Source organism: Caballeronia sp. AZ7_KS35, assembly GCF_023631045.1.
GTDB classification, from domain to species: Bacteria; Pseudomonadota; Gammaproteobacteria; order Burkholderiales; family Burkholderiaceae; genus Caballeronia; species Caballeronia zhejiangensis.
The window spans coordinates 50,185-63,628 of record NZ_JALQDV010000003.1 but is presented as its reverse complement, the minus strand read 5'-3'; the positions used below and the strand labels follow the sequence as shown (position 1 = coordinate 63,628).

General features: G+C 62.8%; 14 protein-coding genes, 1 tRNA gene and 1 pseudogene. 8 read left to right on the top strand and 8 right to left on the bottom strand.

Annotated features, from left to right (window positions below):
• Window positions 1-34: 34 nt before the first annotated feature.
• On the top strand, window positions 35-541 hold the full coding sequence (locus tag NCT05_RS06325; protein ID WP_008350394.1) for a PRC-barrel domain-containing protein: 507 nt from the start codon (window positions 35-37) through the stop codon (window positions 539-541).
• A gap of 50 nt (window positions 542-591) precedes the next feature.
• Here the strand turns inward: NCT05_RS06325 and NCT05_RS06320 are convergent, their stop codons facing one another.
• Entirely contained in the window at window positions 592-834 is a 243-nt protein-coding gene (locus tag NCT05_RS06320; protein ID WP_008350396.1) for a hypothetical protein, read from the bottom strand.
• Between NCT05_RS06320 and NCT05_RS06315 the strand changes: the two genes are divergently transcribed.
• Entirely contained in the window at window positions 833-1,144 is a 312-nt protein-coding gene (locus NCT05_RS06315) for a hypothetical protein (protein ID WP_372492530.1), read from the top strand. The genes NCT05_RS06320 and NCT05_RS06315 overlap by 2 nt on opposite strands.
• Window positions 1,145-1,200: 56 nt before the next feature.
• The gene (locus tag NCT05_RS37180; protein WP_502801778.1) at window positions 1,201-1,587 is read left to right on the top strand and encodes a hypothetical protein; all 387 of its coding nucleotides are present in this window, start codon (window positions 1,201-1,203) and stop codon (window positions 1,585-1,587) included.
• Between the two features lie 2 nt (window positions 1,588-1,589).
• Here the strand turns inward: NCT05_RS37180 and NCT05_RS37175 are convergent.
• Both NCT05_RS37175 and NCT05_RS06305 read right to left on the bottom strand, forming a co-directional pair.
• Window positions 1,590-1,727: pseudogene (locus NCT05_RS37175) on the bottom strand (DUF2968 domain-containing protein); the annotation flags it as partial.
• A 514-nt stretch (window positions 1,728-2,241) separates the two neighbouring features.
• Window positions 2,242-2,817, bottom strand: coding sequence for a hypothetical protein (locus NCT05_RS06305; RefSeq protein WP_175979936.1), 576 nt, complete (start codon window positions 2,815-2,817; stop codon window positions 2,242-2,244).
• A 237-nt stretch (window positions 2,818-3,054) separates the two neighbouring features.
• Here NCT05_RS06305 and NCT05_RS06300 point away from each other — a divergent pair, with 237 nt between their 5' ends.
• The 3 genes from NCT05_RS06300 to NCT05_RS06290 all read left to right on the top strand — a co-directional run bounded on the left by NCT05_RS06300 (window position 3,055) and on the right by NCT05_RS06290 (window position 5,648).
• Window positions 3,055-3,330 (top strand): hypothetical protein, encoded by a 276-nt coding sequence (locus NCT05_RS06300; RefSeq protein WP_034472113.1) that lies wholly within the window; start codon window positions 3,055-3,057, stop codon window positions 3,328-3,330.
• A 169-nt stretch (window positions 3,331-3,499) separates the two neighbouring features.
• Window positions 3,500-4,957 (top strand): esterase-like activity of phytase family protein, encoded by a 1,458-nt coding sequence (locus tag NCT05_RS06295; protein ID WP_250501921.1) that lies wholly within the window; start codon window positions 3,500-3,502, stop codon window positions 4,955-4,957.
• A gap of 172 nt (window positions 4,958-5,129) precedes the next feature.
• Window positions 5,130-5,648 (top strand): hypothetical protein, encoded by a 519-nt coding sequence (locus NCT05_RS06290; RefSeq protein ID WP_008350407.1) that lies wholly within the window; start codon window positions 5,130-5,132, stop codon window positions 5,646-5,648.
• An 11-nt stretch (window positions 5,649-5,659) separates the two neighbouring features.
• Here the strand turns inward: NCT05_RS06290 and NCT05_RS06285 are convergent, their stop codons facing one another.
• Complete coding sequence (locus NCT05_RS06285; protein WP_250501920.1) at window positions 5,660-7,246, bottom strand: inorganic phosphate transporter; 1,587 nt, start codon at window positions 7,244-7,246, stop codon at window positions 5,660-5,662.
• Window positions 7,247-7,507: 261 nt separating this feature from the next.
• Between NCT05_RS06285 and NCT05_RS06280 the strand changes: the two genes are divergently transcribed.
• Together NCT05_RS06280 and NCT05_RS06275 are read left to right on the top strand one after the other, a co-directional pair.
• A complete protein-coding gene (locus NCT05_RS06280; protein ID WP_160172896.1) occupies window positions 7,508-7,648 on the top strand; it encodes a hypothetical protein in 141 nt (46 codons plus the stop codon).
• A 121-nt stretch (window positions 7,649-7,769) separates the two neighbouring features.
• Window positions 7,770-8,144, top strand: coding sequence for a hypothetical protein (locus tag NCT05_RS06275; protein ID WP_144403848.1), 375 nt, complete (start codon window positions 7,770-7,772; stop codon window positions 8,142-8,144).
• A gap of 635 nt (window positions 8,145-8,779) precedes the next feature.
• On the opposite strand, the gene NCT05_RS06270 is transcribed toward NCT05_RS06275, so the two are convergent.
• The 4 genes from NCT05_RS06270 to acs form a co-directional block, all read right to left on the bottom strand.
• Window positions 8,780-8,869, bottom strand: a tRNA-Ser gene (locus tag NCT05_RS06270).
• A gap of 43 nt (window positions 8,870-8,912) precedes the next feature.
• Complete coding sequence (locus tag NCT05_RS06265; protein WP_008350416.1) at window positions 8,913-10,937, bottom strand: sodium:solute symporter family protein; 2,025 nt, start codon at window positions 10,935-10,937, stop codon at window positions 8,913-8,915.
• The gene (locus NCT05_RS06260; protein WP_008350418.1) at window positions 10,934-11,260 is read right to left on the bottom strand and encodes a DUF4212 domain-containing protein; all 327 of its coding nucleotides are present in this window, start codon (window positions 11,258-11,260) and stop codon (window positions 10,934-10,936) included. Before NCT05_RS06260 ends, NCT05_RS06265 begins: the two co-directional genes overlap by 4 nt.
• Before the next feature lie 76 nt (window positions 11,261-11,336).
• Entirely contained in the window at window positions 11,337-13,319 is a 1,983-nt protein-coding gene (gene acs, locus NCT05_RS06255) for an acetate--CoA ligase (protein WP_008350420.1), read from the bottom strand.
• Window positions 13,320-13,444: the final 125 nt, after the last annotated feature.

Here is a 13,444-nt window from a genome sequence, read left to right as displayed (position 1 = left end):
ATAACGTGTCTCACGATGGTCAAAGGAGCGGATCATGAGTCAATCGATGGAACCGGCTTCCGCGGGCGCGAAGATCGTCGGCAAGGGCGCGGCGACGGCCGCCGGCCCCGGACCCGATGTCATGGCGGCGAGCACGCTCGACGGCAATTCGGTAAGAAGCAGCGACGGCCAGGATGTCGGATCGCTGAAGGAAATCATGCTCGACGTGACGAGCGGACGGATCGCTTATGCGGTGCTGTCGAGCGGCGGCTTTCTGGGCATCGGCGACAAACTGCTCGCTGTGCCGTGGAGCGCACTCACGCTCGATACGGACAACCACTGCTTCCGGATCGACGCGACGGCCGAGCAGGTGCGCAACTCGCCGGGCTTCGACAAGGATTCCTGGCCTTCGATGGCGGATCGCGTCTGGGCGAGCACCGTGCATCAGCACTACGGACGCGAGCCGTACTGGTCGAGCGACCGGACGAGCGACGTCGGCCCGGGCGGCGCGATCCCGCCCGGCGGCGTGGATGCGCCCGAAGCGGGCGGCGTGAAGCTATAGCAAAGGGGAATCGCCGCCGATGGGCGGCGTTTAAGACGCGCGGCGCGCGGTCAGTCGAGCGGCCGCTCTCCAACCTGAATGTTGACGCCTTCGGTTTCGCCCATCAGCGCGCGCAGGACATCGCCTGCGAAATCCTCGATGGCGAAGTGCCATTCGAGCGAGCCGACCGGGAAGTCGTTGGGGCTGCACTTGCCTTGTGCACGGCGAATCGCACCGACCGAGAGGCTCAGCGCGCGAGCGTGCTGAAAGTGCGGATCGTCCGAGTCGAGGAACGGGAATTGGTCTTTATCCATGACATCCTTAACGGTCCCCGCCGACGAAACTTTAGGCCTGCTACGAGCGCGCAATCGTTTGCGTACGTTCGAGTTTGAAGACACCATGCAGCCTTATCGAAATATTGCCGGCAATTCGGGCGTCGAAGCATTCGACATCCTGCACGACGGCATCAAAGTGCGCTTCGTCAACGGCGGGACATACCTGTATGACTATCGCGTGCCCGGTCGCGCGCGCGTCGAGGAAATGAAGCAACTGGCCCGCGCCGGACGCGGGCTCAGCACATACATTGCGAAGTTCGGTGGGGAGTATGCCGAAAGAATCGACTAGCTGCCCGAAGGGGCGATTCTACGCGAGATCGGGAAGTTTTCTTCGGACGATTGAATGTGGCGTCATCGAACGACAGGCAGATTCGGCACGTTCTCGTTGACCGCCGTGTTGAGTTGGTGAAGCTGGCGCTGCAGTTTGTTGAGTTGCGCCTGCGCCGCGGCGCGCCGTCCTTCGAGTTGCGCCAGCTCCTTGCGAATTTCCTGCTGCTTGAGCGCAACCTCCTGATCGTGCCGCCCGCCTCGCTGCAAATCGACGCGCACGCGCTCGATCTGCGCGTCCGATTCCGCGGTGAGACGTTCGATCTGCTCGTTCTGCGCTTCGAGATGCGCGCGCCGCATTTCGGCGTCGGCAAGCCGCATCGCCTGTTCGACGAAATGACGGAACGCGATTCCGCCGCGCCGAGGTCGCCGGCCTTGAGCACGCGCCAGACCGCATCCTCATGATGGAGCACGGCGTAATAGATCAGATCGCGCGGATAAAACAGCAGGGTCGCGGAATAGGCGAAGCTCTGAAACGTGCGAAACGTCGAGAGCGCGCCTTGCTGAACGAGCCATTCGACTTCCGCGAGATGCGCGGCCTGCACGGCTTCCTTGCCGGATTGCTGGGTGGCGGGAACGACCCCGGGCCGCAGCGGCGTGACGCGCGTCGAAAGCTGAACCGGGACGGACTCCCCCTCGGACAGGTCTTCGGCGTGGATCTCCGGCGCGGTGAAGCCGCGTGGAATGTTGGCTTTTTGACGCACGAGAAACGATGGTGCGTTGTCGAGCAAGCTCCCTCTTCTGCTCAGCAGGCTTTTCACGATGGCTCCCTGGCCAGTCTTTTCCAGCACTGGCCGTCATGCATTGAGGTTGGTTTAAATTCGGTACCGCGACACGCGTTATTCGATTCGAATGAATACCGGCGCAACCATTCTGCATGACGAACGGAATCTGCTTTCTTTCGCTCGAATAAGCTATCGGATCAAGTATAGGCGAGACGTCCGGCGATTCAAACGATGCAGAAAATGCCGCCGACGCAGTGCGCGGATTCCGTGAGAAAGAGGATAAAAATGTAACGCGATGAAAAAATCGGAATGCGCCGAATGCAACGATCGAAAATCAAGAGTGGCGATAAAACGCTTGCGTCCCGTTCATCCTCATCCTGGCGATTTGAGCGGAGCGCGCTTTCGACATCAAGGCGACCATACGCATGATCCTGATGCCCTGAAGACCGCACGCAATGCCCGGCGTCTCAGCGACGCGCGACTCGAGCGAACCCATGACGCCATGCAGATTGACGACAGGCGTCGGCAAGTCGGGCATGCCGATCTGCGTCGCGGGCCTGTGCAGCGGCGCGTGCGTCAGTGCGGCTTCGCGCCGATCGTCCGCGAAGAAATCTGACAGAACCTCTGGCGTTTCGACATGAGGCGCGCCTTCGTTTCGATTCTGAAAAAATTCGTCAATCGATTCCAAATAACGAACCGGCGTTTCTTCGACACGCCGTGCAATCGCCGCGCAGCGTTGCAGTTTCCAGTTTTCGCGCTGACTGACTGCCGCGATCGAATCCGCGATACGCGCGCGCATTTCCGCTTCGCGACGCGCAATCAATGCGTTCAGCATGTGCGCTTCCTCGCCCGACTCCTCGGGCAATTGATCGCGCCATTTCAATAATTCGCTCAGTGCGATGATCGACATGAAGTACTCCGTGGCGTGCAGACTTTCGAACGGGAAACAGGCAATTCGATATTGTTTGGATCGCGAATTGTAATAGACCCGCGCCCTGGATCGCCTGTCAAATATCCTATCCGTTTATCGGCCATTTAGCGTCGCTTAAGACATAAATAAGGACAGTCCTAATCGCGGCGCACGCGGCACGTTCGATGCTGACGGTTCTGTAAGCGGCGCGCCTGGCGCCGGCTCAAGGAGACAGATATGAAAACCACTACCGCGATCGCTGGCGCGCTCCTCGCGCTCGCCAGCACCAGCGCGCTTTCGCAGGAAATGTCGCGCGATCAGTTGATGCAGCGTCAGCAGCAGATGCAGCCGGGCAAGAATGAACCGATGCCCGCCCCGCGCACGGGCGACTCGTCGCAAGGCGGCGTGCAGTCCGGCACCTCCGGCGGCGGCACGCTGATGCAGCAGCGCGAGCAAGGGATGTCGCCGGCTCAGCCGGGTGACTCCAAATCGACCGGGACGATCAAGCAGTAACTTCCGAACGTTCGTCCACGACGCCGGCCTTGCGCCGGCGTTGTCGTTTCGGGATCGCGCGCTCGCATCGGTTGGATATGGCTCGAAGTAAGGATCGCTTCCTTAGTCATACGAACGTCACTTGCCGCTCGTAATAATGCGCGGGCAATTCCATCGAAAGGAGACGTTCATGGTTCGAGCGCGTGCATGTGCCTTGTCGTTCGGTTTTTTAGCGTTGACCATCGCGGGTTCGTCCGCGTGGGCGAGCGTCGATCTCATCGCGATCGGTCAGTTGAGCGGCAATGCCGTCGATCGCTCGAAGGCGACGGCCGCGCCGCTCGAAAACGGCGCGCCGGGCAATCTGCTCGGCGGGCTCGGCTCCGGACTCGCGTATGCCGGCTGCGACACGTTTCTCGCCGTGCCCGATCGCGGCCCGAACGCGATCTCGTACAACAAGGCCATCGACGACACCGCGTCGTACATCAACCGTTTCCAGACGCTGATCCTGCGCCTCCAAGCCGGCGGGAAAGGCGGCACGTTGCCCTACACGCTCGATCCGACACTCGTCGACACGACGCTCCTCCATACGCGCGAGCCGCTCGTGTACGGCGACGGCGCCGCGGCGAACGTCGGCAACGGCGCGCCCGCGTTCAACGCGAAGAAGCACACGCACTACTTCACCGGCCGCTCCGACAACTTCGCGCCGACGCGGCCGTCGACGTATCCGCGCGACGCGCGCTTCGATCCGGAAAGCATCCGCGTGGCGCGCGACGGCGCGAGCGTCTTCATCTCCGACGAATACGGCCCGTACATCTATCGCTTCGACCGGCAGAGCGGCGAGCGCATCGCGGCGTACGCGGTGCCGGCGTCGTTCGCGGTGACGGCGCTCTCGCCCGTCGGCAGCGACGAGATCGGCGCGAACGCGTCGGGCCGCGTCGCGAACAAAGGCATGGAAGGCCTCGCGATCTCGCCGGACGGCGACGCGCTCTTCGGCGCGATGCAAAGTCCGCTGCTGCAGGACGGCGGCACCAATGGCGCGTACACGCGCATCCTGCGCATCGATCTGCGCACCGGCAAGTCGACGCAGTTCGCCTATCCGCTCACCAACATGGGCACGGCCGACAAACCGAACTATCCGACGATCAGCGATATCGTCGCCGTGAACGACCACGAGCTTCTGCTCGACGAGCGCGACGGCAAGGGCCTCGGCGACGATTCGAGCGCGGCCGTCAAGCGCGTGTATCACGTCGATATTTCGGGCGCGCAGGACGTGAGCCAGACGAGCGGCGCGAGCGGCCTCGCGCCTTTCGCGCTGCAGAAGACGCTGTTCCTCGATGTCGTCAAGGCGCTGAACGCGCACGGCATCGCGTCGACCGACATTCCGGCGAAGCTCGAAAGCCTCGCGTTCGGGCCGGACGTGCGCGTCGGCGGCGCGCTCAAGCACACCTTGTTCATCGCGAACGACAACGACTTCGTCGGCACCGTGACGGACACGAACCATCCGGACGGCATCGATAATCCGAACCAGTTCTTCGTCTTCGCGATCGACGATGCCGATCTGCCGGGCTATGTCGCGCAACGTCTCGACGACAAGGCTTGCCGCTCCCGCCACGACGACGATCACGGCCATCGCGGTCATGACGATTGACGCGGCCCCTTCGCGCGCTTATCCACAGTTTCGGTGGACAAGCGTGTAGATAAGTCGAGGGCCGCGCGTCTATCCCGTTGATGCGACACGCGTTTCGCGGATGCGTCCGGCGAACGCGCGCCTCCTTAAACCGTATATACTGTTTTCTCCACATACGACGGGAGAGAACGGGATGAGCACACCGCAAGTCAAGGCGCCGACGAAGAAGGCGTTTCATTTCCCCAAGGGCGCAACGGAAGCCGCGCCCGCTCCCGCGAAGCGCGGGGCCAAGGCCAGCAAGAAGACGGCTAAACCCGCAGAGCAGACCAAGGCCGCGGCCACGACGCCGAAGACCGCGAAGAAGCCGGCCGCGAAAGCGCCCGTCGCAAAGAAAGCCGGGAAGACGCCGACAGTCGAAGCCGCTGCCGCGAAGAAAACGGAGAAGACCGTCGCGAGCCAGCCGAACGCCGACGCGAAAGCCCGCCGCGTGAAGAAGGAAAAAGTCGTGCGCGACAGCTTCACGATGCCCAAGTCCGACTACGCGAAGATCGCCGCGCTCAAGGAGAAGTGCCAGAAGAACGGCGTGCGCGTGAAGAAGAGCGAACTGCTGCGGGCCGCGCTCGCGATGCTCGACGCCGCGCCCGAGAAACGCCTCGTCGAAGCGATCAAGGCGCTCGAAACGGTCAAGACCGGCCGCCCGGCGAACGCCTGAACGTCACGCACTCAGAAGAGATTTCTGAACGCCCAGTAGAGACCGGCGGCGAGCGCGATCGACGCCGGCAACGTCAGCACCCACGCGAGCACGAGGCTGCGCACGGTGTTCCATTGCAGCCCCGAGCCGTTGGCGGCCATCGTTCCGGCGACGCCCGAAGACAGCACGTGCGTCGTCGAGACCGGCAGGCCGTAGGCATCCGCCGCACCGATGGTCAGCATCGCGATCAACTCCGCCGACGCGCCCTGCCCGTACGTCAGATGCTGCTTGCCGATCTTCTCGCCCACGGTCACGACGATGCGCTTCCAGCCGACCATCGTGCCGAGCCCGAGCGCGATCGCCACCGCGACCTTCACCCACGTCGGGATAAACTTCGTCGCGTGATCGAGCTGCTTCTTGTAGTTGTCGATCACGGCGCGGTCCGCGGGCGCGAACGCGGGCGCGTTCGCCTTCTCCATCAGGCGGATCGCTTCGGACGCGAGATACATGTTGTTGCGCACGTTATCGACAAGGTTCCGTGGCACCGCCGCGAGCGATCCGGACGCGCCGACCTGGTTCGCGATGATGTCGGTCAGTTGCTTCAGCGCGGGCAGCGTCGCGGGCGAAAGCTGGCGCGTACGCACGTAGGATTGAACGTCTTCGCGTGCATCGGCGAATGGTGGCGCATCGTTCAGATATTTCGCGAAGCTCGCCGATGCCTCGTGCGCCACGGCTACGAAGTTCTGCGTTTCGGCGGGGCTCACCGCCTTGTTGAGCGCGTAGGCAGTCGGCACCGTGCCGATCAGAATCAGCATGATGAGACCCATGCCTTTCTGCCCGTCGTTCGAGCCGTGCGCGAAAGATACGCCCGTGCACGTCAGAATCAGCAGTGCGCGAATCCAGAACGGCGGCGAATGATTTTTCTTCGGTTCCTTATAGAGCGCCGGCACGCGCACGAGCGCCTTCAGCAAAAGCAAGAGCAGTCCCGCGCAGATGAAGCCGACGATCGGCGAGAACAGCAGCGACTTGCCGACGCCCGCCGCCTGCGACCAGTCGACGCCGCTCGTGCCGTTCGGCCCGCGCAATAGCTGATTCATGAGACCGACGCCGATGATCGAGCCGATCAGCGTATGCGAGCTCGACGACGGCAGGCCGAAATACCACGTCGCGAGGTTCCAGATGATCGCGGCGATGAGCAACGCGAAGACCATCGCGAAGCCTGCGCTGCTGCCGACCTGGAGTATCAGCTCGACGGGCAGCAGTTGCAGGATGCCGAACGCGACCGCGCCGCTCGAAACCAGCACGCCGATGAAATTCCACGTCCCGGACCAGACCACCGCGAGGTTCGGCGTCAGCGAGTGCGTGTAGATGACGGTCGCGACCGCGTTGGCGGTGTCGTGGAAGCCGTTGACGAACTCGAATCCGAGCGCGATCAGCAGCGCGACGGCGAGCAGGAAATAAGGCAGTGCGGAACTCAGCCGGACGGATTCGAGATCGTTAGCCAGATGCAATCCGACATAACCGATACCGCCGAGAAGTATGAGACCGAAAACGATGAGACCGGTCCGGCGCGTGCGTTCGCTCACGCCGCCCTGCTGAGGAAATGCGATATCCGGCATGGTTGCCTCGCGTTCACCGTAGCGGAGCAAAGATACGGTCCGTCGACCTTTCCGACTGTGAATCTTTTGTGTCAACAGTTCATGTAAAACTTTCGCTGCGCGCATGCTGACGCGCGTACCCCTCCTTTCGCCCATGTCCGCATGCAAAGCGCGCTCCCCGCGTCATGCGGGTTTTGCGCTCGCGGAAGCATCGGCATCCTGAACGCATCGGAGTCGCTCACGTGACGCCGTTCGCCATCGATATCCGCAAAGGGGGCTGCCATGTACTTCGGGACACTCGTCGCCCGGTCGCGCGACGATCAGGAAAATGCGACCTGGCAGCGCGACATGGATGCATCGCGCGTCGTCACGGCCGGCCGTTGCCGCGCGTTCTGGCGTTGGCTCGCACGATGCTTCGCGTGAGCGGAAACATCCGAAAGTAAAGGATCGTCGCGCACCCGAGGTAATAGGATTCGTCCGAGCGTTTCCAAGCGCCGGAGCGGCTTAAATGCAGGCCTTCCGTTATTACAAGAGGCTTTTCAAGATGAATGACCTGCATATTTCCGTCGATCCGAACGGCCACGCGACGCTCTCGCAGTCGGTGCAGATCAGCGAACATTGCAACAACCGCGCGCGACTGCTGACGTCGCTCGTGAACATCGTCGCTGCGCCGGGTGGCTTCGAGCACTTCTGCGCTTATCCCGAAGCGATGCGGCGCGACATCCTGAATTTGCTGCGCTCGGTGGCAGAGGAGCAATTGCCGCTTATCGCCGCACTCGAGGAGCACGCGACGAAGGCCGGTTATGAGCGAGGTGCTCAGGCGGCGCGCGAAGTGCTCATTCAGGAACAGCAGGCGGCGAACTCCGCGCTGCACTACGACGCCGAGAATCACGCCGCTCAGATGATTCTCACGCACTGAGCTTGCAACGCGATGCCCCGTGTCTTACGCGGGGCGTTTCTTTCTCGGCGGATCGGCCGCCGCGCGCAACCGTCCAAAGTCCGTTGCACCGCCGCAAAGCAAGAAGGCGACGCGCGAAGCGGCGGCACAATCCGCAGTCACCACGACGGAAACGGATCGAATTGCAGCGTTTGCCGGCAAGCCGGTGCATCGTTGAACGATTGCCGCTTACATAACGCGATTAATCCGATTTCTTTCCTGGCCGCATCGTCTATCCTTCTGAATGTCGTAAGAGATGGGCTGCATGGGCCGCTGCGCCCTGCCATGTGCGAGAGTTCATCGAGCATTATTAGAGGCGCAACCGTACCAGCGCTCATGACTCTTACGACAACTCTTCTCGCTCCCCTCCACTTGTTGTCCGCATGCTCGACGCTCGATCGATTGCGCGCCGCCATGTTCAATCAGTTATCCGAATCTATGATGTCGAAACGCGAGGAAAAGGACGAAGCTTCCTCATTTTCGATTTGAACCACTTGAGATTCGAAACAACGACGGGCCGCGTTTCGGATTTTTTCGGCATACGGGCCTTTTACAGCGCCCGCGTCAATTCTGAGAACAAAAAAGAAAAGCCCTTGAAAATCAAGGGCTTGAGGTTCTGGCGGAGAGAGGGGGATTCGAACCCCCGATAGGTTTTACCCTATACACGCTTTCCAGGCGTGCGACTTAAACCACTCATCCATCTCTCCGGAAGACCGCGATTATACCAAGTTCCCGCGCCTGCGCCAGCCCCTACGGATGGCGAATGTAATCGACGAGCGCGCGCGTGTACGCATCCGGCTTCCGGTCGAACAGACTCACAACGATCGCCACCGCGAATCCGGCCGGCACCCCAAACACGCCCGAGCTGATCGGCTCGATGCCGAACCAGCGCGGCCCGGCGAAACCCGTCAACTGCACGAAGAACGGATACGTCGACACGATGTAATACACGCAGACGACGAGCCCCGCGATCATGCCCGCGACGACGCCGCGCTGCGTCGTGCGCTTCCAGAACACGCCGAGTACGAGCGCCGGAAAGAGACTCGACGCTGCAAGCGAAAACGCCGCGCCGACCAGAAACAGAATGTTGCCCGCATTCAGCGACGCCACATACGACGCGAGCAGCGCCACGCCGAGCAACAGAATCTTCGAGATCGTCACGCGCCGCTGGCTCGTCGCGCGGCGATCGACCATGCAGTAATACACGTCGTGCGAGAGCGCATTCGCGATCGTCAGCAGGAGTCCGTCCGCCGTCGACAAAGCCGCCGCGAGCGCGCCGGCGGCAATCAGCCCGGAAATCACATACGGCAATCCCGCGATTTCAGGCGCCGCCAGCACGACCATGTCCGGCTGCATCTGAATGCCGGCCCAGCGCACGATGCCGTCGCCGTTCACATCGCCGATGCGGATCAGATACGGCTCCACGCGCCGCCATTGCGTGACCCACTGCGGCAGATCGGCAAAGCGATGCCCGACGAGCCCCGTCAATATTTCATGCTTGATGAGCACCGCGAGCACCGGCACCGTCAAATAGAACAACGCGACGAAGAACAGCGTCCAGCCGACCGAGCGCCGCGCCGACGACACCGACGTCGTCGTGTTGTAGCGCGTGAGGATGTGCGGCAGGCTCGCCGTGCCGATCGACAGGCACAGGAGCAGCGACAGAAAGTTGATCTGATGCACGCGCGGGCTCTCGTCACCGGCCGAGCCGGGAGCGAACGCTTCGGCCATCGGCACGGGCGCGGCGACGCGCTCGATCAACGCATCGCGTTCGCGCGACCATTTGGCATGCGCATCGGCGGCATCGCGTGGAAAAGCCGCGAGTTCGCGCTCGCGCTCGTTGATCTCGCGCAGCGGCCCGTTGTGCCGGCGCAGTTCCGCGATCTCCGCGGCGAGGCGCGCGTGCTCGGCATGGAACGACTGCGGCAGCGCGTCGATGCGTTGCTGAATCAGCGCGGCCTGCCGCTGATAATCGGCGCGCACGCGCGCTTCGTCGGGCGACACGGCGACCGCGCGTTCGAGCGATTCGACGCGCTCCATCACGCGCCCGTAGTTGAATTGCGGGAACCACCCGAGCCCTTCGCGATGCGCGATCATCGACACGGGAATCAGCATCGCGCTGATGAGGATGATGTATTGCGCGACCTGCGTCCACGTCACCGCGCGCATGCCGCCGAGAAACGAGCACACGAGAATGCCCGCGAGACCGCAGAAGATGCCGATCGAAAACTCGATGCCGATGAACCTCGACGCGATCAGCCCGATGCCCTGGATCTGCGCGACGAGATAGACGAACGAACAGAGAATCGCCGCGAACGCCGCGAGCCCGCGCACGAGGTTGCTGGAGAAGCGCGTGCCGAGAAAATCCGGAATCGTGTAGCGCGCGAGTTTGCGCACGTACGGCGCGAGCAGGAACGCGACGAGGCAATAGCCGCCGGTCCAACCCATCACGTACGCGAGGCCGTCGTAACCACTTGCGTAGATCGACCCGGCTAGCCCGATGAACGATGCCGCCGAAAGCCAGTCGGCGGCCGTCGCCATGCCGTTGAACGCGGACGGCACGCGCCGTCCTGCCACGTAGTATTCGACGAGATCCGACGTGCGCGACAAAAGACCGATCACCGCGTACACCGCGATGGGCACGAACAGGAACACATAGCCGATCCACGTTCCCGGCCCCGTCGTGCGCTCGATGCGCTCCATCAGAAAGATGAACAGCAGGAAGCCGACCGTATAGAGCGCGTAGGAGAGGATCAGCCGGTTCGTGAGCTTCATGCGGCGTCGCCCTGTTCGGCGCGGGCGGCGCGGGCAAGACGCGCATCGGCCATCTGCATCAGCACGATATAGATGAGGATCAGCGCGATGTAGACGAGAATCGCGCCCTGCGCGCCGAAATAGAACGGCAGCGGAAAGCCGGCGACGCGGGCATGTTGGAAGCGTTGCGCGAAGAGCGGCAGGCCGAAGGAGACGACGAAGCCGATGGTCATCAGCACGCCGATCAGCGCGATATTGAAGCGCCAGTAGCGCCGATGCGCGCGCGCCATCGCCGCCGATACGGGCGGCGGCGAGGCAGGCGTCGGGTTGGAAGAATCGGACATGCGGTTTTTTAACAAAACCGCATGTCATCGGCAATAAGGATCGACCGCTGCCGCGCGAGGCAGCGGTCGCGGACGATCAGCGCGCTTCGCCGAGCTGATCCAGAATCGCGGGATTTTCCAGCGTGGAGACGTCCTGCGTGATCTCCTCGCCCTTCGCGAGCGAGCGCAAGAGCCGCCGCATGATCTTGCCGGAGCGCGTCTTCGGCAGGTTCTCGCCGAAACGGATGTCCTTCGGCTTCGCGATCGGACCGATTTCCTTGCCGACCCAGTTGCGCAGTTCGGTGGCGATCTGCTTCGCTTCGTCGCCTTCCGGGCGCGCGCGCTTCAGCACGACGAACGCGACCACGGCTTCACCCGTCGTATCGTCCGGACGGCCGACGACCGCGGCTTCCGCGACGATCGGATTCGCGACCAGCGCCGACTCGATTTCCATCGTGCCGAGGCGGTGGCCGGAGACGTTCAGCACGTCGTCGATGCGGCCCATGATCGTGAAGTAGCCGGTTTCCTTGTCGCGCACCGCGCCGTCGCCGGCGAGATACAGCTTGCCGCCGAGTTCTTCCGGGAAATAGCTCGTCTGATAGCGCTTGGGGTCGCCCCAGACGTTGCGCAGCATCGACGGCCACGGGCGCTTCACGACCAGAATGCCGCCTTGCCCGTTCGGCACGTCCTGGCCGGTTTCATCGACGATCGCGGCCATGATGCCCGGCAGCGGCAGCGTGCAGGAACCCGGCACGAGCGGCGTCGCGCCCGGCAGCGGCGTGATCATGTGGCCGCCGGTTTCGGTCTGCCACCACGTATCGACGATCGGACATTGCCCACGGCCGACGTTCTCGTGATACCACATCCACGCTTCCGGATTGATCGGTTCGCCGACCGTGCCGAGGATGCGCAGCGTCGACAGATCGAAGCTCTTCGGATGAACCTTCGCGTCCGCTTCCGATGCCTTGATGAGCGAGCGGATCGCCGTGGGCGCCGTGTAGAAGATCGTGACCTTGTGGCGCGCGATCATCTCCCAGAAGCGCCCCGCGTGCGGATACGTCGGCACGCCTTCGAACATGACCTGCGTCGCGCCGATGGCGAGCGGCCCGTACGCGATATAGCTATGCCCCGTGATCCAGCCGATATCCGCCGTGCACCAGAAGATGTCGCCCGGCTTCATGTCGAAGGTCCACTTCATGGTCTGCGCGGCCCACAGCAGCGTGCCGGCCGTGCTGTGCTGCACGCCCTTCGGCTTGCCCGTCGAGCCGGACGTGTAAAGGATGAAAAGCGGATGCTCCGCGCTCACCCATTCCGGCTCGCACTTCGCCGATTCGTTCTCGACGATTTCATGCAGCCACGCGTCGCGGCCTTCGGTCCATGCGACCTTGCCGCCCGTGCGCCGATACACGATGACGTCCTTCACCTTCTCGCAGCCGCCCGCGGCGAGCGCTTCATCGGCGATGCTTTTCAGCGGCAGCGCCTTGCCGCCGCGCATCTGTTCGTCGGCGGTGATGAGCGCCACCGCGCCGACATCGACGAGACGTTCGTTGAGCGACTTCGACGAGAAGCCGCCGAACACGACCGAATGCGTCGCGCCGATACGCACGCACGCCTGCATCGCGACGACGCCTTCCACCGACATCGGCAGATAGATCACGACGCGGTCGCCCTTTTTCACGCCGCGCTTCTTGAGCGCATTGGCGAGACGCGAGACGCGGTCCAGCAGATCCTGATAGGTGACGTTGGTGACGGTGCCGTCGTCGGCTTCGAAGATGATCGCGTTGTCGTTGCCGCGGCCCGCTTCCACATGACGGTCGAGACAGTTGTACGACGCGTTGAGCTCGCCGTCCTCGAACCACTTGTAGAAAGGCGCCTTCGATTCGTCCAGCACCTGCGTGAAGGGCTTGTGCCACGTGAGCGTCTCGCGCGCGATGCGCGCCCAGAAGCCTTCGTAGTCACGTTCCGCTTCCGCTACAAGCGCCTTGTAGGCGTCCATGCCGGAGATTGCCGCACCCGCGCTTGCCTTGGCTGACGGCGGGAACACACGTTTTTCCTGAAGAACCGATTCGATCGCAGACATCGACAACCTCTCCTGATGGTGATTCCGAAATCCGGCGGCGCGCGCATCGCTGAATGGGTTGCGCGCGCCGCATGTTTATGAGGTTCGAAAGCGGAGAACGCGCGGCGTTCCTGGCTTCGACCTTG